The 19,589-nt window shown below is 58.9% G+C and carries 16 protein-coding genes and 1 pseudogene; 9 read left to right on the top strand and 8 right to left on the bottom strand.

What is annotated here, in order from left to right:
• From LBF07_RS22115 to mdtJ, 3 genes are all read right to left on the bottom strand, one after another.
• On the bottom strand, positions 1–2,163 hold the full coding sequence (locus tag LBF07_RS22115) for a bifunctional diguanylate cyclase/phosphodiesterase (protein ID WP_094935344.1): 2,163 nt from the start codon (positions 2,161–2,163) through the stop codon (positions 1–3).
• A gap of 83 nt (positions 2,164–2,246) precedes the next feature.
• Positions 2,247–2,576: a multidrug/spermidine efflux SMR transporter subunit MdtI gene (gene mdtI / locus LBF07_RS22110; RefSeq protein ID WP_094935345.1), complete on the bottom strand. Its 330-nt coding sequence runs from the start codon at positions 2,574–2,576 to the stop codon at positions 2,247–2,249.
• Positions 2,563–2,925 (bottom strand): multidrug/spermidine efflux SMR transporter subunit MdtJ, encoded by a 363-nt coding sequence (gene mdtJ / locus LBF07_RS22105; RefSeq protein ID WP_029739354.1) that lies wholly within the window; start codon positions 2,923–2,925, stop codon positions 2,563–2,565. The genes mdtI and mdtJ overlap by 14 nt, the downstream gene beginning before the upstream one ends.
• Positions 2,926–3,347: 422 nt before the next feature.
• On the opposite strand from mdtJ, the gene LBF07_RS22100 reads away from it, so the two are divergent.
• On the top strand, positions 3,348–4,382 hold the full coding sequence (locus tag LBF07_RS22100; RefSeq protein ID WP_094935346.1) for an AI-2E family transporter: 1,035 nt from the start codon (positions 3,348–3,350) through the stop codon (positions 4,380–4,382).
• 98 nt (positions 4,383–4,480) lie between these two features.
• Here the strand turns inward: LBF07_RS22100 and LBF07_RS22095 are convergent, their stop codons facing one another.
• Positions 4,481–5,506: an LLM class flavin-dependent oxidoreductase gene (locus tag LBF07_RS22095; RefSeq protein WP_032657621.1), complete on the bottom strand. Its 1,026-nt coding sequence runs from the start codon at positions 5,504–5,506 to the stop codon at positions 4,481–4,483.
• A gap of 195 nt (positions 5,507–5,701) precedes the next feature.
• Here LBF07_RS22095 and LBF07_RS22090 point away from each other — a divergent pair, with 195 nt between their 5' ends.
• Together LBF07_RS22090 and yajD are read left to right on the top strand one after the other, a co-directional pair.
• A complete protein-coding gene (locus LBF07_RS22090) occupies positions 5,702–6,595 on the top strand; it encodes a PhzF family phenazine biosynthesis protein (protein WP_094935347.1) in 894 nt (297 codons plus the stop codon).
• A 77-nt stretch (positions 6,596–6,672) separates the two neighbouring features.
• On the top strand, positions 6,673–7,020 hold the full coding sequence (gene yajD, locus LBF07_RS22085; RefSeq protein WP_003857471.1) for an HNH nuclease YajD: 348 nt from the start codon (positions 6,673–6,675) through the stop codon (positions 7,018–7,020).
• A 28-nt stretch (positions 7,021–7,048) separates the two neighbouring features.
• Here yajD and LBF07_RS22080 read toward each other — a convergent pair whose 3' ends face one another.
• Positions 7,049–7,834 (bottom strand): MipA/OmpV family protein, encoded by a 786-nt coding sequence (locus LBF07_RS22080; protein WP_094935348.1) that lies wholly within the window; start codon positions 7,832–7,834, stop codon positions 7,049–7,051.
• Positions 7,835–7,958: 124 nt separating this feature from the next.
• Between LBF07_RS22080 and LBF07_RS22075 the strand changes: the two genes are divergently transcribed.
• The 4 genes from LBF07_RS22075 (at position 7,959) to LBF07_RS22060 (ending at position 14,148) form a co-directional block, all read left to right on the top strand.
• A complete protein-coding gene (locus tag LBF07_RS22075; RefSeq protein ID WP_029739347.1) occupies positions 7,959–8,654 on the top strand; it encodes a response regulator in 696 nt (231 codons plus the stop codon).
• On the top strand, positions 8,651–9,847 hold the full coding sequence (locus LBF07_RS22070; RefSeq protein WP_094935349.1) for a cell wall metabolism sensor histidine kinase WalK: 1,197 nt from the start codon (positions 8,651–8,653) through the stop codon (positions 9,845–9,847). The genes LBF07_RS22075 and LBF07_RS22070 overlap by 4 nt, the downstream gene beginning before the upstream one ends.
• 78 nt (positions 9,848–9,925) lie before the next feature.
• Positions 9,926–11,074, top strand: coding sequence for an efflux RND transporter periplasmic adaptor subunit (locus LBF07_RS22065; protein ID WP_094935350.1), 1,149 nt, complete (start codon positions 9,926–9,928; stop codon positions 11,072–11,074).
• Positions 11,071–14,148 carry an efflux RND transporter permease subunit gene (locus LBF07_RS22060; RefSeq protein WP_094935351.1) on the top strand — a complete coding sequence of 1,026 codons (3,078 nt, stop codon included), beginning with the start codon at positions 11,071–11,073 and terminating at the stop codon, positions 14,146–14,148. The genes LBF07_RS22065 and LBF07_RS22060 overlap by 4 nt, the downstream gene beginning before the upstream one ends.
• Before the next feature lie 22 nt (positions 14,149–14,170).
• On the opposite strand, the gene LBF07_RS22055 is transcribed toward LBF07_RS22060, so the two are convergent.
• Entirely contained in the window at positions 14,171–14,938 is a 768-nt protein-coding gene (locus LBF07_RS22055) for an arylamine N-acetyltransferase (RefSeq protein ID WP_094935352.1), read from the bottom strand.
• Between the two features lie 96 nt (positions 14,939–15,034).
• On the opposite strand from LBF07_RS22055, the gene LBF07_RS22050 reads away from it, so the two are divergent.
• A complete protein-coding gene (locus LBF07_RS22050; protein WP_094935353.1) occupies positions 15,035–16,489 on the top strand; it encodes a PLP-dependent aminotransferase family protein in 1,455 nt (484 codons plus the stop codon).
• Here LBF07_RS22050 and LBF07_RS22045 read toward each other — a convergent pair.
• Entirely contained in the window at positions 16,461–17,345 is an 885-nt protein-coding gene (locus LBF07_RS22045; protein ID WP_094935354.1) for a LysR family transcriptional regulator, read from the bottom strand. The two genes, LBF07_RS22050 and LBF07_RS22045, sit on opposite strands and share 29 nt — an antisense overlap.
• Positions 17,346–17,480: 135 nt before the next feature.
• On the opposite strand from LBF07_RS22045, the gene LBF07_RS22040 reads away from it, so the two are divergent.
• The gene (locus LBF07_RS22040; RefSeq protein ID WP_094935355.1) at positions 17,481–18,461 is read left to right on the top strand and encodes a nitronate monooxygenase family protein; all 981 of its coding nucleotides are present in this window, start codon (positions 17,481–17,483) and stop codon (positions 18,459–18,461) included.
• Between the two features lie 39 nt (positions 18,462–18,500).
• Here LBF07_RS22040 and LBF07_RS22035 read toward each other — a convergent pair.
• Positions 18,501–19,546 (bottom strand): annotated as a pseudogene (locus LBF07_RS22035) (SDR family oxidoreductase).
• Between the last annotated feature and the right edge of the window lie 43 nt (positions 19,547–19,589).

Here is a 19,589-nt window from a genome sequence, read left to right as displayed (position 1 = left end):
TCAGCAGCGTCTGACCTTACGTAACGCTTTGATTGACTCAATTGGCATCGGCTGGCTGAACCAAAAACCCTGCAGTTGATCGCAGCCAGCCAGCCGCAGCAGTTTCATTTGCTTCTCGGTTTCCACCCCTTCTGCCACCACCGCCATGCCCAGCGCATTGGCGATCCGCACCGTACCGCTCACCAGCGCGGCCGCCTGTTCATCGTTATCCACCAGCCCGGCCAGGGATTTATCAATCTTGATGGCGTCGAAGTTAAAACGCCGCAAATAGCCAATGCTGGAATAGCCGGTGCCAAAGTCATCCAGCGCCACCGCCGTACCCAGCGCTTTAAGATTCGCTATCGCCATGCGGGCTCGCTCCGGATTTTCCAGTACATACGACTCCGTAACCTCAAGCTGCAGCCGGTTGGCCGGGAAACGGGTGCTCTCCAGCACGCTGGCCACTTTTTCTTCGAAGGCAGGATCGCGAAATTGCGCGGGGGAGATATTCACGGAGAGCTTTAATTCACCGTACGGCTGTAGATCCTCACATGCTCGCTGCAATACGAACTGACCCAGCTTGTAAATCAGCCCGCTGGTCTCCGCAATGGCGATAAAGGTATCCGGACCCAGCGGCCCCTCCGGGCGACGTGGCCAGCGGACCAGCGCTTCGACGCTGCTCATTGTCTGACTGCGGGCGTCAACGATCGGCTGATACCAGACCTCAAACTCATCGCGCTCCAGACCGCTGCGGATCTGATTTTCAATCGCCAGCTTGCGTTCCCGGACGCTGTTCAGCTCCGCGTCGTAGTGGGTAATACGCCCTTTCCCGCTCATTTTGGCGTGATACATGGCAATATCGGCACGGCGAAACAGTTCGGAACTGTTGCATTCCGTCAGAGTTCCGCTGGCGATACCGATGCTGGCACCGATATGGATGGTGCGTTCCCCCAGTTGAACCGGGGTGGTGAGAAAATCCAGCACGGAAACGGCAAAGGCGGTAGCCTGCGCCTCTGCATCATCACCGCCGATGGTCATTGCAAACTCATCCCCGCCCATGCGCGCCAGCATCCCGCCCGGCGGCACGCGTTCATTCAGCGTTTTCGCTATCGCCACGATGAGGTCGTCCCCCACGCTGTGGCCGTAGATGTCATTCACATCTTTAAAACCGTCCAGATCGATAAACACCACGCTTTTGACGTCGGTATCGCCGCGTAAACGCACCCGATCAAGCGTTTCGATAAGCGCGCGCCGGTTCGGCAGATGGCTTAGCCAGTCCGTTCTTGCAACCAGACGCGCCTGGCTTTCGCCGCGCGCGAGTTTGTACAGCCCCACGCTGCTCACCAGAATGAAGAGCAGAATCAGCCCCGACACCAGCACCACAATCTGCCTGATATCAGACGATGCCGCCCGGGCGGCCTGTGCGCCCGGGAGCCGCGCCTGCCAGTTCAGATATCCGACTAACTCCCCTGCCGCACTGTGCAGCGGCATACTGCGATCGTTGATTTTGCCTGGGGTAAAATGGAGGTTATCGATCTGAAAGGTGCCGCCCAGGTCGGATAATATTCTGGCGTTCAGATGGCGGGTAATCACCAGATAGCGGCGCGTTCCGTCGTGGACCTGTAAGCTGCCGACCATCGGGCGAATCAGCCCAATGCCGACAAAGGCCACGCCGTTGCGCGTCTGGCTGATCCCCGCATAGATATTTTTTTCGCCCGCAAGCTCGCGCCCGTGCTGGTCGATAAGCGCTTTGAGGCCTTTACCAAAGAAGTCGAGGTTTTTTTCGTTAAAGGGCCGGCTTTGAAACGATCCCCAGAGGACGTTGAAATGCTCATCCAGCACGAAGGTGCCGTCATAGAGGTTATTGATTTTAAAGCCAGTACCCCAGGTGTTGTACAACCAGTCGGTATCGAGCGTGGGACGGTAGGCCTCCCGCACCGCATCGTCCCAGACGGCGTTATCAAGCACCAGAGAGGAGACGCGGTTAACCGATGTCTGAATAGACCCCTGCACGGAAAGCGCCGTGCGGTGTTCATCAATTTCGTTGGTTTTGGTGCTGATAAGATGCAGGGATAGATAGAGCAGTGCGACGATGGAGATGATTAAGCCGATGCCCGCCATGAAGACCAGGGCAAACAACGTTCTCGCATTGGGAATATTGCGCCAGCTTAATGTGCGATACATCAGCCATCCTCTTCATGTTTTGCTTTTCTAAGCGTAATACAGGCAGCGAATTTCGCTGCCTGTAAATCATGGCGAGAGGTCTGTCAGGCGAGTTTTATCATGATCATGCCGGCAAGCAGCAAGATGAGCCCTATCCAGCCCTTGTTGTTTAAGCGCTGGCCGAAGAGTACCCAGCCAGCGGCCAGGGTAGCGGCGATACCAAAACCGCCCCACAGCGCATAGGCCACCGAAAGATCGATCCCTTTTACCGCCTGAGACAGCGCGCTGAACGCCCCCAGAACCGCGGCAATCGACATCAGGCCGTAGAGTTTACGGCGAAAACCATCCGAGAATTTCAGCAGAACGTTCGCCAGGATTTCCAGCACGATGGCGAGCCCCAGCCAGGCCGCATGAACCCACTCAAACTGTTGCATGGTTCTGCTCCTTCTGCTGTTTGCCAGGCTTACGGGTACCCGATTTAATCAGCACAATACCCGCGACCAGCGTCGTTAATCCGGCGACCTTCATTGTTGTTAATGTTTCGTCAAATATCAGCACGCTGAACAGCGTAATCAACAAAATACCGATCCCTTCCCACAGTGCATACGCGACGCCCAGCGCAATTTTTTTCACCGCAAACGAGAGGAAAATATAAGAAAGCGAAATCATCACCAGCATCAAAATAAAACCGGTGTTGCCATCGCTGACGCTTGCCCATTTCATAGACAGCGTGCCGGTAATTTCAGCGATGATAGCCAGCGCTAATAGGATCCAGTAAAACATGTTTTTCTCCTGCTTGAGAATATAATCCATCATGGCTCGCTGCGTGCAGCAAACCAAAAAAATACGAATTGAAATCAGATAGCTAAGCGCTTAGCGCCAGCTCAGGCAGAAGACGTGACTATAGTGCGGTGCGCCAGTGTTGCTCACCAGAAAGCAGGCAGAAGGAGGTGGAGTAGACAGCGGTATTGTTTGAAGAGTACGTCCTGAACATATTGTCCATAAAATTACAATTATCCGCGTTGTTGCTTCTCGTCTTTGCGGATGAAAATTGTCCTCGGTAGTTAAACACACCAGATTTGTACCATAAGCCAGGATTTTACTCAAAGTCTTTGCAATTCTTTACCCATACCGTTTGATTTTGGTTAGTTTATTGCAACGCCTTTCACCTTTATTATAAATATAAAGAAAAATTCGGAGTCACCATGGCTAAACCCATTATTACCCTGAACGGGTTAAAAATTGTCATCATGCTGGGCATGCTGGTGATCATACTGACGGGCGTTCGTTTTGCCGCCGACATTATTGTGCCTTTTATTCTGGCCCTGTTTGTTGCGGTGATCCTTAACCCGCTGGTGCAGCGCATGACGCGGCTACGCATCCCGCGCGTGCTGGCGATAACGCTGCTTATCAGCATCATCATTGTGGCGATGGTCTTGCTGGTGGCGTATCTGGGGACCTCGCTCAATGAACTGGCGCGAACGCTGCCGAAGTACCGCTCTTCGCTGGCGATACCGCTGCTGCAGCTGGAACCCTGGCTGCAGCGCGCGGGCATCGAAGTCTCGGTTGAGGAACTCCTGAAATATATCGACCCCAATGCGGCCATGACGATCGTCACCAGCCTGCTGGCGCAGCTTTCCAATGCCATGACCTCCATTTTCCTGCTGTTTTTAACGGTGGTGTTCATGCTGCTGGAGGTGCCGCAGCTGCCGGCAAAGCTGCAGCAGATGATGGTCCGTCCGGTTGAAGGAATGGGAGCGATTCAACGCGCGCTGGACAGCGTCTCCCGCTATCTTGTGCTGAAAACGGCGATTAGCCTGATCACGGGCGGTGTTGTCTGGGGGATGCTTCTGGCGCTGGACGTTCGCTTTGCGTTTGTCTGGGGGTTACTGGCGTTTGCGCTTAACTACATTCCCAACATCGGCTCCGTGCTGGCGGCGATCCCCCCTATCCTCCAGGTGCTGGTTTTCAGCGGGCTTTATGACGCGCTGATCCTGCTGGCCGGCTATCTGGTCATCAACCTGGTGTTCGGTAATATTCTTGAGCCACGCATGATGGGTCGGGGGCTGGGACTCTCCACGCTGGTGGTCTTTTTGTCCCTGATTTTCTGGGGCTGGCTTCTCGGGCCCGTTGGGATGCTGCTCTCCGTCCCGCTGACCATTATCGTCAAGATTGGTCTGGAACAGACGGCGGGCGGGCAAACTATCGCCGTGCTGCTGAGCGATATGAGCCATAAATAGCGCTGACAGGAGGGACGTATTGCCCCTCCTGTCTTCGCGATAAGCGCCCGGATAGTTACAGATTGAGAATCACGCCACGCGCTATCCCTGCGTGCCAACTACTCGCGCCAGCCCATTGCCGGTGCGACGTGTTTGAGAATGGATTCAATCACGTGCGCATTGTAATCCACACCCAGCTGGTTCGGCACGGTCAGTAATAACGTATCGGCTTCGGCAATCGCGTCGTCCTTTTTCAGCTGTTCAATCAGCTTGTCCGGCTCCGCCGCATAGCTGCGCCCGAAGATCGCGCGCGTTTTCTCATCAAGGTAGCCCACGCTATCGCTGTCGTTGCGGCTGGCACCGAAATACATCCGGTCGCGGTCGTCCATTAGCGCAAAAATGCTGCGGCTGACCGACACCCGCGGCTGGCGCGTATGCCCTGCCTCTTTCCAGGCCTGACGGTACGCGCGGATCTGTTTTGCCTGCTGAATATGGAACGGCTCGCCGGTTTCATCGTCCTTCAGGGTTGAACTTTGCAGGTTCATTCCCAGCTTTGCGGCCCATACGGCCGTCGCATTCGAACCGGCGCCCCACCAGATACGCTCGCGCAGCCCTTCAGAATACGGCTCCAGGCGCAGCAGCCCCGGCGGATTCGGGAACATAGGCTGCGGATTGGGTTTGGCAAACCCTTCACCGCGCAGCACCTCAAGCAGCACCTCGGTATGACGGCGCGCCATATCCGATTCGTCTTCCCCTTCCTGCGGGACATAGCCGAAATGGCGCCAGCCATCAATGACCTGCTCCGGCGAGCCGCGGCTGATGCCAAGCTGCAAACGACCGCCGGAAATTAGATCCGCCGCGCCCGCGTCTTCGGCCATGTACATCGGGTTTTCATAGCGCATGTCAATTACGCCGGTACCGATTTCGATGGTTTTCGTTTTTGCGCCAATGGCCGCCAGCAGAGGGAACGGCGAGCTAAGCTGTCGGGCAAAGTGGTGCACGCGGAAATAGGCGCCGTCTGCCCCCAGCTCTTCAGCCGCCACGGCTAAATCAATGGACTGCAGCAGCGTGTCTGCCGCCGAGCGCGTGCCGGACTGCGGTGAAGGCGTCCAGTGACCAAAGGATAAAAACCCGATCTTTTTCATAACCATGTGTCCTGAGAATGCTTTGCGTTCTATACACTTTACGCATTACCCGGTAAGAATAAATGCCGTTTATTTAACGGAATAATTCAAATAAATTGATTGAATTTTTTTCAGGTCCGTCAGGTAAAAAACGGCTGGTTATCGGTTTGATTTAACGTTACTACTCTATGTCAGGATTTTTACACCGGACAGAAAATGAAGAGACGCTATGTTGTTGCGGATGTTTTTACTGACACCCCGTTTCAGGGTAACCCTGTCGCCGTCGTACTCGATGCGGAGGGTATGAGCAAAGCACAAATGCAGCAGGTCGCCGTTGAATTTGGCTACAGCGAAACCACGTTCGTTCTGCCGCCAGACAATCCCTCCAGTACGGCACGCGTGCGAATTTTTACGCCCTCGCGCGAGATCCCCTTCGCCGGGCACCCGAATGTTGGAACTGCGTACGTGCTGGCCTATCACGCCGCGATGAATCATCAGCCCCTGCCTGAAACGCTGCACTTCGAGGAAATAGCCGGTCTGGTGCCAGTACGCCTGCTGCGTGACAACGATACCGTGACTGGCGCAGAACTCCTGGTGCCTGAGGCACTCTCCTGCCGCTCTGAAGTAAGCCCGGAAAGCGTGGCTGCCTGCTTATCCCTGAACGCAGAAGATATCCGTACCGCGGTACATATGCCTGTTGTCGCGTCGGTAGGTCTGCCCTTCCTGATAGCCGAGCTGGCTTCTCGCGAGGCGCTTCGTCGGTGCGTGCCGAATTTACAGGGTTTTCGCGCAACGTTACCGCTGGATGGCGCGGTTTCCCTCTATGCCTATACCCTGGATACGGATCCCGATGAACCTCACGATGTGCAGGCCCGCATGTTTACTCCCCGCATGACAGAAGATCCTGCAACAGGTAGCGCGACCGCCGCTACAACGGCGCTGCTGGCGTTGCACCGCAATAAAACGACGCTTAACCTTAACGTCAGTCAGGGCGTTGATATGGGGCGAGCAAGCGTGCTGTTCGCGGGATACGATGCCTCGTCAGGAAAGGCGGTGGTTCGCGTAGGGGGAAAATGTGTGATTACGCTTGAAGGCGCATTTTCACTCTAACGGAGCAATGGCGTTTACCTTTACGGCACCCGATGGGCTATATTGGCACACTATTTTTATCACAGGTAAAACCGGCAATGGCTTTGATCCCCAAAAACTACGCGCGGCTGGAAAGCGGCTATCGCGAAAAAGCATTAAAAATCTATCCCTGGGTCTGCGGACGCTGCTCGCGCGAGTTTGTCTATTCCAATCTGCGTGAACTCACGGTTCATCATATCGATCACGACCATACCAACAACCCGGAAGATGGCAGCAACTGGGAGCTGTTGTGCCTGTTTTGCCACGACCACGAACATTCGAAATACACCGAAGCGGATCAGTACGGCACCACCGTGGTCGCCGGGGAAGACGCGCAAAAAGACGTAGGCGTCGCCACGTTTAACCCGTTTGCCGATTTAAAAGCGATGATGGATAAGAAGAAATAATCCTCTCGTCCCCTCGTGCTTCTCGAATTTAAAATGTCCAGGTGATAGCGGCGGTTGCAGCTCCCTCATTGCGCCGCATCACGATCGGGCTGTTATTCGCACGATCGCCAAGCCAGGTATAGTCCGCGCTCAGAACCGTTCCCCAGTGGGCATCGAACTGATGGCTCCAGGTCAGGCTGGTGTCGACGCCATAGAATCCACCCGTCGCAGCATAGCGGCGATAGCCGGTGCGGCGGCTCTGCTGCTCGCTGACCCCATACCAGGTATTCAGATAACGGCTGTCGCCAAACAGGGCCGCAGACTGAAAGGCGACCGTGTCCTGATTATTTTGTACCGGAATTAGCGTAACGGAAGCCTGATAGCTTGCCCCCTGGCTGTCCGTTAACGGCAGCGTCGCTTTGCCTTCCATACTCAGCCATGGCGCGGCCTGCCAGCCGACGGCAAGGCCGGTATTCAGGGTGGCATCAATGTCTCCCATCCCTTTCAGATTGTTTGCGCCCTCACGCCAGCCAGAATTTTTATCATCCCTTCCGAAGTCGTAGCCCAGCGTGTGTTCGAAATACCAGCCGCTGTCGTTTTGCAGGTCATATCCCACCCCTTTTTGCGCATCAATAAAGAAAGCGCCTTTACGACCCTGCAGCACCGGAACCACCTGCCACACCTGCTTGTCTGAGCCTGAGTAACGTGGGGCATACTGTCCCCCCAGCCCGACGGTTAAGGAATCGGACGCGGAGCCATCATCCGCCTGCGCGCCGGAAGCCACGGCCATCAGAAGCGGGACGGACATATACAGGACTTTTTTTATCGCTATCATACTGCTCTCCATACGGACGCTGGCGCCTCCTGATACGGGGGCGGCCACACAACGTTGGCGCAGTATGATTTGGCTGAATCAATGAATCGTCGGGATAGTGTTAAGAAATGGTCAAGGTGAACGGATGTTGTCCAGAAGAGTGCTGATTATTGAAGATGACGCCGATGCGGCCGGCGTGCTCGAGGCCTATTTACGGCGGGAAAATTACGACGTGACCATTACCGGAGACGGTCATTCCGGGCTGGATATGGCGCAGCGGTGGAAGCCCGACCTCATCCTGCTGGACGTGATGCTGCCGGGGCTTAACGGCACCGAGGTGCTGGCTGGCCTGCGTCGTAAAAGCGATGTGCCGGTGATCATGGTCACGGCCATGGGGGATACCCCGGACCGCATTGGTGCCCTGCGGTACGGTGCCGATGATTACGTTGTGAAGCCTTATCATCCGGGGGAAGTGGTGGCTCGGGTGCAGGCGGTGCTGCGGCGCAGCAGTAAAAAAGAGACGGACGAAGCGATCCTTCGCTGGCAAACGCTCGAGGTGGACGTTGCCGCCATTGTGGCGAGCGTGGATAACGGCGGCGACGCGCCCGTGATGCTCGATCTTACGCCAACGGAATTCTCGCTTCTGGCAACGCTGCTGCGTTCTCCGGCGCACCCGTTCTCCCGCCAGTATTTACTGGAGCACTGTCTGCCGGAAAGCGAGGCGCTGGAGCGCGTGGTGGACACCCATATTTATAACCTGCGTAAAAAACTCGAAGCGGCGGGGATCTCCGGCGTGCTGATCAACGTTCGCGGCGTGGGTTACAGGTTCAGACAGCCATGATTAAAAATCAGCACTCCTCTCTGTGGCGCTGGATTTGCGCGCGCATCTTAGCGCTGGCTATCGGCAGCGTGATCGTCATTGCCACCTGCATGTGGCTGCGCTATGCGGTACAGAACTACTGGATAATGGGCAAAATGCCAGCGGCGGTCCGCCAGGAGTTTCTGACGCTCAGCCAGAACCCGCAGGCCAATCCGGCCCGCTTCCACTCGATTGTGGACACCTGGTGGGGCCTGAGCTATTCCACGCCATCTATCGCCTCAGCCGACTGGGCCACGGTGGCCCTGCTGGTGCTGGTGATGATCCCGTTTATCGTGGTGATGGGGCTCAAACACGCCCGGCCGCTGGCGCTGCAGTTCAGCCGCCTTCGCGATGCGGCAAAGGATGTCGCCGACGGGGAGTTTGGCCGCCAGGCGGAACTTATCAAGGATGCGCCGGCTGAAATGGTCAGCTTTGCGACCGACTTTAACTCCATGACGGGACAGCTCGCCCGCTATGAAAAAGAGCTCCGCGCCTCGCACGTTGCGATGGCGCACGAGCTGCGCTCGCCCCTGACGGCCGCCATCGGGCGTCTGCAGGGCATGTTAGACGGCGTGTTTGACGCCAGCCCGGCGCAGCTCGGCATGGTGATGAAACAGCTCCAGCACCTCAACCGCCTCACCGATGAGCTTCACCTTCTCTCGCTCGCCGACGCGGGTAACCTCGTGCTGGAGGACCAGCCGTTTTGTCTGGATGAGCTGATTCAGGAGCGGGCTGCCTGGATCATGCCCGAGGCTGACGCGCATCATTTTCGGATAACGCTTCGCAACCCGCGCACCAGCCCCTTCAGAGGCGATGCGTTCCGTCTTGGACAGGTCGTTACCATCCTCATGGAAAATGCGCTACGTTACGGACGCGATGGCGGCCACCTCGAGGTGGCGCTGCACTACGCCAGCGGGCGCTACATCCTCGAATTTACCGATGACGGGCCGGGCGTCTCGCCACAGTTCTTACCGGAAATGTTTAAACGCTTTAGCCGCGAGGAGCAGTCCCGCGCGCGGCATTCCGGCGGCAGCGGCCTCGGTTTATCCATCGCCCGGGCGATTTGTGAGGCGCATGGGGGTGAGATTAGCGCGTCATTACCGGAAACCGGCGGCCTCGCCGTGCGCATTTTATTGCCCTGCCATCCGTCCGGTAATGAAAATCTTCACTCTTGATAAAGCCTTGACAGAACATCGAATCTTTCTCGACGTAGCGCGCATTTAATAACGCCATTCCCTTTATGGAGCGGCGTTATGTCAGACGAATTTTTTCTCTCCCTCCGCCACTGCCTGCATCATTTGTACGGCGTGGCGCGCACCCTTTCCTGGCTGCATTTTCTTCCCCTGGCCCTGCTTGCGCTGGCGATTTTTCCGCTGACCGGCTGCGGTGATAAACACGAAAATAAGCCCGACCCGGCGCGAGCGGTACGCTACGTCGTCGTTGGCACCGCCCAAACCCTTCCCGCGCTGGAAAGAACCGGTGAGATCCATGCCCGCGATGAAACGACCCTGAGCTTTCGGACCGGGGGCCGGATACTGACGCGCAGCGTTGATATTGGCGACCGGGTCACTGCCGGACAGCTGCTGGCCACGCTTGACAACACGACCGGGCAAAACCAGCTCGACAGCGCGGCGGCCGACTATGAAGGTGCTAAAGCCTCGGCGCAGGTCGCCGCGCTTAACGTCAGTCGAATGCAAAAGCTCATGCCAACGGGCGCGATAGCCCGCACGCAGCTCGACAGCGCCCGTGCGGACTGGCTTGTCGCCCGCGCGCGCTTAAAAAGCAGCGAGGCCGCGTGGCGAAATGCCCGCGAAAGCCTCGGCTGGACGCGCCTGATCGCGCCGCAGGCGGGCGTCATCACCGCCGTGAACGCTTCTGCGGGGCAGGTTGTCAGCGACGGTCAGTCCGTGCTGACGCTGGCAACGAGTGAAGCCCGCGACGTGGCGTTTGATATTGCCACTCCGGATGCGATCCCGCCTCTGGATAAGGCGGAGTTGCGGGTTTCCCTCCTCAGCGACCCGTCGGTGCAGGCGTCTGCCGTGCTGCGGGATATCACGCCGCAGGCCGATCCTCAGACCCGCACCTGGCGCGTCAGGGCCACCCTGCAAAACCCGCCGGCGGCCATGGCGCTGGGCGCCAGCGTAACCGTCACGTTGCCATCGTCTGCCCCGCGCGGCTACACCCTTCCCGCCTCGGCGCTGACCCGCATCGGCGACAAACCGGCCGTTTTTGTGATTACCCCGCAGTCGCGGGCGCAGCTGCGCGCGGTGGTGCCCGCGAGCTATACGGCCACCTCCGTCATGATTGCCTCCGGCCTTGAGCCGGGCGACAGGGTGATTACGGCGGGCGTGAGCACATTACGATCCGGCGAGCCGGTGGTTGCCGGAGAGGTTCAGCCATGAACACAGTACCGGAAGCCAAATTTAACCTCTCCGCCTGGGCGCTGAAGAACCAGCAGATGGTCAGCTTTTTCATGCTGCTGGTGATTGCGATGGGCGTGTTCTGCTATGAGAAGCTGCCGCGTAACGAAGATCCGGCTTTTACCATTAAAACGGCCGTCGTCTCCGCGCAGTGGCCGGGAGCCTCCGTGGCGGATACCACCCGCCTGCTGACCGATACGCTTGAAAAAAAGCTGCAGGAAACGCCCTGGCTGGACTATCTCGAAAGTGAAACCCGGGCCGGACGCACCGTTATCCACGTCAACCTCCGTGACGATACGCCCCCGCAACGCGTGCCGGATATCTGGTATCAGGTTCGCAAAAAAATGCAGGACATCGCGCCGTCCCTGCCCGAAGGGGTGCAAGGTCCTGCCGTGGACGACGAGTTTGACGACACGTTCGGTACAATTTACGCCTTTATTCCCGAAGGTTTTACCCTGCGGGAGGTGCGGGATCGCGTAGAGACAATACGGCGCGAGCTCATGTCCCTGCCGGATATAGGCAAAACCACCCTGCTGGGCGAACAGCAGGAGCAGTGGGTTCTCGCCTTTTCTCCGGCGCGCCTGGCCGGGATGGGGCTCGATATTCAGGCGGTCGCCGACGCCCTCCGGGCGCAAAACGCCGTTGTCCCGGCAGGAACAATGCGTACCGAAAAAGAGAACATGGCGATCAAGGTCAGCGGAGCGCTCACGACCGAGGAGAGCTTACGCGCCGTCACGCTGCACGTGAACAATCGCTATATTCCGCTGACCGACATTGCCACCGTCACCCGGGAAATCGCCGAGCCACCGGCCCCGGCCTACCGGGTGAACGGCAAACCGGCTATCGGGCTGGCGGTGTCGATGGCGCCAACGGGCAACATGCTGCGTTTCGGCGCTGCGCTGAATGCCAGAATGGCGGCCCTCAGCGCCGGGCTGCCGCACGGTATCGAGATGGTGAAAGTTGCCGACCAATCAGCGGTGGTCAGTGACGCGGTAAGCGGGTTTATCCGGGTGCTTATCGAAGCCGTTGTTATCGTGCTGGCGGTTTCATTTGTCTCGCTGGGGTTACGGGCCGGACTGGTGGTGGCGACGGCCATTCCGCTGGTGCTCGCCATGACGTTTGCCGGCATGATGCTCGCCGGCATCGGCCTTCAGCGTATCTCGCTCGGGGCGCTGATCATTGCCCTGGGCCTGCTGGTGGATGACGCCATGATCGCCGTCGAAACGATGGTCTCCCGGCTGGAAGCGGGGGATTCCCGTCGGCACGCGGCCACGCATGCGTTCAAAACGACGGCCTTCCCGATGCTCACCGGTACTCTGGTGATGATTGCCGGCTTTATTCCCGTTGGTTTTGCGGCCTCCAGCGCCGGTGAATACTGTTTTTCCCTGTTTGCGGTGGTGCTCATTGCCCTGCTCTGCTCCTGGGCTGTCGCGATCCTGTTTTCGCCGCTGACGGGCACGTGGCTGCTGCCGGAAAAAGTCAGACATCACGCGGCAGGCCCCGGCAGGATCGCGCGCGGGTACGGACGGCTTTTACGCCTGGCACTGCGCCACCGGCTCGCTACCGTGCTGATTGCGCTTGTCGCGCTGGGGCTGTCAGCGTACGGCACAACGTTTATGCAGGGCGAGTTTTTCCCCGCTTCGGACCGGCCAGAGCTGCTGGTCAGCCTGACGCTTCCGGCCAACGCGTCGCAGCCGGAAACGTTAAGAGAGGTGGAAAAGCTGGAAAAGGCGCTGGCAGGCAACGGCAACATCGATCGCTATTCGACGTACGTCGGGTCGGGAGCCATCCGTTTTTACCTGCCGATGGACGTGCTGCTGGAAAATGAAAATATCGCCCAGATGGTCGTGGTGGCTAAAGATCTTGAGGCGCGGGATCGTCTGCATGCTCAGCTCAACAGGATCCTGGCGACGCAGTTTAGCGACATCATCACGCGCGTGTCGCCCCTTGAGCTGGGGCCGCCCGTCGGCTGGCCCATCAAATACCGGGTGAGCGGGCCAGATTATCTGCAGGTTCGGGCGTTTTCGAACCGTCTCACGGACGCGATTGGCCGGTCTCCGTTCTCACGCGACGTTAACCAGACGGCCGGAGAGCCGGAGAGGGTCATCACCCTTAAGGTGAATCAGACGGCGGCCAGAGCGGCGGGAGTATCGTCAGAAAGCCTCGCCCGCACGCTGAACACCGTCTGGTCCGGCAGCGTTGTTACCTCCATCAGGGATAACGACCGCCTTGTCGACGTGGTGCTGCGGGCCACGGACGATGCACGTCACAGCACCTCCACCCTCTCCTCGCTCACGATTCAGGGGAATGACGGTAAAAAAATTCCGCTCAGTGCCGTCGCGACGCCGGTCTGGGGCGTGGACGATCCGGTCGTCTGGCGTCGGCAGCGCGTGCCCTTCATCACGGTGCAAACGGACCTTGCCCCGGGGCTGAAGGCTGAAGCGGTATCCGCGGCGCTTCGTCCGGCGGTCGACAAGCTGCGCGCGAGCCTGCCCGCAGGTTACAGCATTGAAGAGGGCGGCGCGGTTGCCGAATCGGACAAGGGGAACAGCTCCGTCTTTAGCGTTCTTCCGGTAACGCTGGTCCTCATGCTGTTGCTGCTGATGCTTCAGCTGCGGCGTTATTCCCGGATGCTGCTGGCCCTCCTGATGGCCCCGTTTGGCCTGCCGGGGATCGTGCTGGCTATGCTGCCCGGCGGCACGCCGATGGGGTTTGTCGCGCTGCTGGGCGTCATCGCCCTGGCGGGGATGATCGTGCGCAACGCGGTGATACTGATTAGCGAGGTTGACAGCAATCTTGCTCAGGGAATGGCAAACGATGCCGCAATTATGGCGGCCGCGGAGCACCGGGCCAGACCCATCTGCCTGACCGCCTGCGCCGCCATTCTGGGCATGATCCCGATCTCTCATCAGGTCTTCTGGGGGCCAATGGCCTATGCGATTATCGGCGGGCTGCTGGTCGCGACGCTGGTGACGCTGACCGTATTACCCGCGTCGTTTAGCCTGCTGTTACAGTGGGGAACTCAGCGCAAAGCCGCAGAAGACGGGCTGCGCTGAGGCTCCACCGTTTCCCGGCAGATTACGCGGCGGTCAGCGCAAAAAGGTCTTTCAGGACATGGCGGATTTCATCCTCCGCCAGCTGCCGCGTTTTAGTGCCGTTCGCCGTGATGGTTTTCAGCATATCGCCCAGTAAAATCTGGCGTCCCTCCGGGCTGTGCTGCACCACCACCCGCTTCTGCACAAAGATGGCATCCGGGTGCGTGGAGTTAAGGTAGTTGGCCGGAACGAAGTCAATCCATTCCTGAGGGGTGAGATCAAAGCCGTACTGCCGGGCCCACTCTCCCTCAACCTTCGCCTCAAGCAGATACTCGCCCTCCGCGCTGCGGCTCAGTCGGAACGTGTCGAAATCCTGCGTGATATCCACATCAAGCGTGTCCAGCGCCATCGGCGCACGAATGCCGTAGCTGCCGAACCCGAGGTCGCAAAGCCACTGTCGGCTATCTACCTCAGCGACGATCGCCATGTGGGTTTTCGGCCGCCGCGCGGGGTAGAACATCGGGCGCGCCGCCACGAAGCGGTAAGGGATCCCTAACGCCTCCAGCGCCATGGCAAAAAGCCCGTTTACCTCATAGCAGTAGCCGCCGCGCCCCTGCGTTAACACCTTATCGGCAATATCGTCTGGCGCCAGCGAGACAACTTTGCCCGCCTGCACGTCCAGATTTTCAAAGGGAACGGAAAAGAGCTGATGGCGCATCAGCGCATGCAGGGTGGCCGTATCGGCAGCCGCCGGTCCGGTATAGTTTATGCGGTTGAAATAGGTGGAAATGTTGAAGTTATCGCTGTGCATAATGCCTCCTTGTCCTGAACATGCCGGACACTATAGATGGCGCGCATCATTGGCTGTATAGTCAGTTTTATCGAAAATTAGCCTGAACAGTTACCCATGTCTGCCCCGTCCCAGTCCTCTCCTCACTATCGCCGTATTGCGGATATGCTGCGTCTTACCATTACGTCCGGCGCGCTGCGCGCCGGTGACAGGATGATCTCCGCGCGCAAACTGGCCGAACGCGAGCGCGTTAGCCTTCCGACGGCGCTGGAGGCCCTTCGCTGCCTTGAGGCTGAAGGGCTGATCGTTGCGCGCCCGCGTTCAGGCTATTACATCCGCCAGACCAGCCAGCCTCCGCGCGCGGAGCCCGCGCGCTCCACGCCGGGCCCGGTCCCCGTCACCCTGTCCGCCGTGGCCCGGTCGCTGTTCAGCAGTGCAGAAGCCCGGCTGATCCCGCTGGGCGCCGCCCTGCCCGATCCCGCGTGGCTGCCGGGAGATGCCCTGCAGCGGGCGTTGCACTCTGCGGGCCGTCGTCTGGACGCGCATGGACAGAGCTACAGCCTGCCTCCGGGAAGGCGGGATTTGCGAAGCAAGATTGCCGCGCGCTCTGCCCAGTGGGGAGCCCGGTTCGGCGCGGACGATCTCATTATTACCGCAGGCGCGACGCAGGCGCTGCGCCTGGCCCTTCGGGCCGTGTGCCAGCCGGGTGACGTCGTGGCGATTGAGCAGCCCGCCTACTTTGGCACGCTCCTGCTGCTGGAGGATTTAGGCCTGAAGGCTTTAGCGATCCCCACCGACCCTGTGGAAGGCCTGCTGCTGGAACCGCTGGCGGACGCCATTCGCCACCACCGCCCTGCGGCCGTTCTGGCCTCGCCCACCGTGCAAAACCCTTTGGGTGCCAGCATGCCCGTCGCGCGCAAGCAGGAACTGGTTGCCCTGCTTGAAGAGGCTGAAATTCCTTTGATTGAGGACGATGTTTACGGTGACCTGGTCGGCGAGGGGCAACGCCCTCCGGCCTGCAAGGCGTTCGACCAGAGCGGGAATGTGATCTACTGCAGTTCCCTGTCCAAAACGCTTGCGCCCGGATGGCGAATCGGCTGGATCGCCGCCGGACGTTACTCCCCGCAGGTCTTACAGGCCCGCATGGCCGGAGAATGGGCTGGCGCCCCGCTGCTGGAAGCGGCGACGAGCGACGTTCTGGCGAGCGGCGACTACGATCGCCATCTGCGGCGGCTGAAGCGCCGGATCGCAGAGGGCGTTCGCGCCGTCGTGGCGCAGGTCAAGGCGAGCTTTCCCCCCGGTACGCGCGTTAACGTGCCCGCTGCCGGTTTCCTGCTGTGGGTTGAACTGCCTCAGCGGGTCAACGCGCTGGAGGTGCATCGTCGCGCGCTGGCGCTGGGCATTGGCGTCAGCCCTGGCCCCCTGTTTTCCCCTGCAGCCGAGTTAACGCACTTTCTGCGGCTGAACTGCGCAAACGAACCCACGCCCCGCCTGCTGAACGCCGTGGAACAGATTGGCGCGCTGTGTCACGAGCTGGCCGCTTTCACACCAGACTCTCCAGCCACTCGGTAAAGACCCGCACCTTGCGGGAGAGGTGGCGGTGTGGGTAGAGCAGTGACAGCTTGCGGTCCGGCGAACGATAGTCCGGCAGGACTTCAACCAGAAGACCGCGGTCAATGTAAGGCTGGAGAAAGAGATTCATCCCCTGCATTAACCCCAGCCCGGCCAGACCTGCCGCGATGTAAGCTTCGGAGTTATCCACGACAAGCTTACCGGGCAGGGTAATTTCCGCGATGCCTTCTGGCGTGGTAAACGTCCACGGATGAATTTGTCTGCTGCGGTTATTAATCCAGTTGATGGCCTGATGTTTGCGTAAATCATCCGGCGTTTCTGGCGTACCGTGCTTTGCCAGCCAGGCCGGGCTGGCGCAGGTCGTGATTTTGATGTTCCCGATTTTACGCGCGATGTAGTCACCGTCCTCCAGCTCTCCCACGCGCAGCACGCAGTCCAGGCCATCCCGCAGCATATCCCGACGGCGGTCAGAGCTGCTCAGAATGATGTCGATCTCAGGATGCTGACGATAAAAATCAGGCAGATTAGGTATCACCCGCAGCGTGGCAAAAGAGACCGGCATATCCACACGCAGCTGGCCGTGTATTGCCCGGTCCGTACCAAACGACTCCAGCAATTCGTCCGCCTGCGCCAGCAGGGGTTTACTCCGGCGATAAAAGGCTTCCCCATCCGGGTTCAGGCTAATCCGACGCGTTGTGCGCTGCAGTAGCCGCGTGCCGCTGTGCTGCTCCAGAAGCTGTAACGCTTTGGTGACTGCCGGACGATGGATCTGCAGATTCTCCGCCGCCTGGCTAAGACTGCCTGACTCGACAATTTCAATAAAAATTCGAATAGATTCAAAGAGGTTTATTTGCATAAGGAATGCTTTTGCCGCGAGCAGAATAATATTATTGTTATTACTTTTATAACAGTGATGAATCTTTTTGGCTATTTTTCCTAACAATCCTGCGCCCTACACTCTTCCCCATTCAAACGTAAGGGAGAGTCTGCTATGAAAAATAACCGTATTTGTCAGATCCTGAGCATCGAAAAACCTGTTATTCAGGGCCCGTTATCCTGGCTCACGGATGCCCGTTTAGTTGCTGCGGTCAGCAATGCCGGAGGGCTCGGCGTGCTGGGGCCCAATGCCGGTTTAACCGCCGACACCGCGGTCTCCACGCCGGAAGAAACCGCCGAAAAAATGCGCGAAGAAATTCGTAAAACCAAACGGCTGACCGAGAAACCCTTTGGCGTGAACCTGATCCCCACGGCCGTTAATGACGTATGGACAGGGCCTATTCTTCAGGTGGTGAAAGACGAAGGCGTCAGGGCCGTGGTGTATACGGGCTACGGGGAAGGCAGCATTATTCCCGCGCTGTTCCGCGAGTTAAAAGAGGCGGGTATCGCTATTATCTACCGCGATATCAACCCAACGCCTGAGAACACCCGCCTCGCAGAAGAAATGGGGGCTGACATTATCGTCGCCACCGGTTTTGATGAGGGCGGGACGTTACCCGCTACGGTGCTTGGCACCTTTTCCATCGTGCCGCTGATTGCCGATGCCGTGAAGCACATCCCGGTGATGGCCGCGGGCGGCATTACCGACAATCGCTCCGCCAGAGCGGCCCATGCATTGGGTGCGGAAGGCGTGTTTGCCGGGTCGGTCTTTATCAGCACGGAAGAAAGCCGCGTGCCGCAGGGGGTCAAAGAGAAAATCGTTGCCGCCAACGGTCTCGATTTGCTGCTTTTCCGCACCGTGCCCCATTACTACCGCGCTCTTCCCGGCAAGCTGGCGGAAAAACTGGCGGCGATGGATAAAGCTGGCGCAAGCAACGACGCGCTGGGCAAGGCGATGGGAGGATTACGGGGCCTGCGCCTGGGCATGCTGGAAGATAATACCGATGAAGGCTATATCGCGCTCGGCACGGGGATTGGGAACATCCGCAGCGTGAAAAGCGTGGCCGAGGTTGTGAATGCGTTAACGGTTGAGTAAGCACCCGGCGTCCTGGCCTGCCCCAGGACGCCCGGCTCATCAGGGAATAATCCGCGCGGCTCTCAGCTGCGCGAACAGGCTGAAAAACATCTCATCGGTCGCCTGCATTTGCGTGAAGCCCGCCCTGCGCAGCTTGCTCCCGTCACCAAACATGTCGTAATTCCAGCCAAAGACAAAATCGGCAAAATGCCCGTCGCTCAGCTGCAAAATATCCGCTTCCACCAGCCGTTCTTCGGCAAGCTCGCGCCATACGCCGCGATAGTCGTTAAACAGCTGATGAAATGACAGACTCACCGGCGGCGCAGAGTCCAGTTCAAACCAGCGTGCGATGCGCGGCCACAGCTCGCTCCAGCGCCAGATATCGCCATTGTTCACGTTGAACGCCTGATTCTGTGCCGCAGGTGACGCGGCGGCCCACACCGTGGCCTCGGCCAGCAGCCCGGCGTCGGTATGGTCGACGATGCTGTGCCAGGCCTGTTCCGAACCGGGGAAGCGCAGCGGTAAACCCTGCGCCCTGCACAGGGAGGCGTACAGGGCGATGCTCAGCGCAAGGTTCATGGCATTGCCCGGTACCGGGCTCCCCACCACGCCCGGCCTGATGGCATTCCAGTGCCAGCCTTTCCCCCGCTGAAACTGGCTGAGCCACGCGAGCTGCGCGGCGTTAAATTCGGCACCCGGCCGCTTTCCCGCGCCGGGGTTTTAAACGGCCCCAGATGCGCACCATAGACTTTGTACCCCTGCATCAGGCTGACCGTCTGCAAAGGTGCCGTTTTTTCGAGGGTGCTGACCAGATTGCGCAGCATGGTGACGTTCGGCTCAACCATGTCCGTCCAGTTCGCCGCGTTCGCCCAGGCGCTGTAAAAGATGTGGGTAACACCGTTCAGGGCGTGCAGCGCCCTTGCGGTGTCCTGCGCATCCAGTAAATCGACGTTCACCATGGGAATGCCGTCCGGATGGGTTACCTCGCGGCGACTGAGGCCGATTACCTCCCACTGATGGTGCAGAAGCGTGCTGACCAGCTGTCTGCCGACAATGCCGCTGGCGCCCGCGACCAGGGCGACGTTGTGTTGCTGCATCTTATTCATGGTGTTTCTCCGCAAAGGGTGACAGACGCAGTGTGATCTATTA

The sequence above is a fragment of the Enterobacter cloacae complex sp. ECL352 genome (assembly GCF_020149545.1).
Taxonomy (GTDB): domain Bacteria; phylum Pseudomonadota; class Gammaproteobacteria; order Enterobacterales; family Enterobacteriaceae; genus Enterobacter; species Enterobacter asburiae_B.
Note: the sequence above shows the minus strand (reverse complement) of the source record. Positions and strands in the feature narration are given on the sequence as shown.

Coding starts and splice junctions, on each gene's coding strand:
- LBF07_RS22115 (WP_094935344.1), bottom strand. CDS start 2,163: ATGTATCGCACATTAAGCTGGCGCAATATTCCCAATGCGAGAACGTTG.
- mdtI (WP_094935345.1), bottom strand. CDS start 2,576: ATGCAACAGTTTGAGTGGGTTCATGCGGCCTGGCTGGGGCTCGCCATC.
- mdtJ (WP_029739354.1), bottom strand. CDS start 2,925: ATGTTTTACTGGATCCTATTAGCGCTGGCTATCATCGCTGAAATTACC.
- LBF07_RS22100 (WP_094935346.1), top strand. CDS start 3,348: ATGGCTAAACCCATTATTACCCTGAACGGGTTAAAAATTGTCATCATG.
- LBF07_RS22095 (WP_032657621.1), bottom strand. CDS start 5,506: ATGAAAAAGATCGGGTTTTTATCCTTTGGTCACTGGACGCCTTCACCG.
- LBF07_RS22090 (WP_094935347.1), top strand. CDS start 5,702: ATGAAGAGACGCTATGTTGTTGCGGATGTTTTTACTGACACCCCGTTT.
- yajD (WP_003857471.1), top strand. CDS start 6,673: ATGGCTTTGATCCCCAAAAACTACGCGCGGCTGGAAAGCGGCTATCGC.
- LBF07_RS22080 (WP_094935348.1), bottom strand. CDS start 7,834: ATGATAGCGATAAAAAAAGTCCTGTATATGTCCGTCCCGCTTCTGATG.
- LBF07_RS22075 (WP_029739347.1), top strand. CDS start 7,959: ATGTTGTCCAGAAGAGTGCTGATTATTGAAGATGACGCCGATGCGGCC.
- LBF07_RS22070 (WP_094935349.1), top strand. CDS start 8,651: ATGATTAAAAATCAGCACTCCTCTCTGTGGCGCTGGATTTGCGCGCGC.
- LBF07_RS22065 (WP_094935350.1), top strand. CDS start 9,926: ATGTCAGACGAATTTTTTCTCTCCCTCCGCCACTGCCTGCATCATTTG.
- LBF07_RS22060 (WP_094935351.1), top strand. CDS start 11,071: ATGAACACAGTACCGGAAGCCAAATTTAACCTCTCCGCCTGGGCGCTG.
- LBF07_RS22055 (WP_094935352.1), bottom strand. CDS start 14,938: ATGCACAGCGATAACTTCAACATTTCCACCTATTTCAACCGCATAAAC.
- LBF07_RS22050 (WP_094935353.1), top strand. CDS start 15,035: ATGTCTGCCCCGTCCCAGTCCTCTCCTCACTATCGCCGTATTGCGGAT.
- LBF07_RS22045 (WP_094935354.1), bottom strand. CDS start 17,345: ATGCAAATAAACCTCTTTGAATCTATTCGAATTTTTATTGAAATTGTC.
- LBF07_RS22040 (WP_094935355.1), top strand. CDS start 17,481: ATGAAAAATAACCGTATTTGTCAGATCCTGAGCATCGAAAAACCTGTT.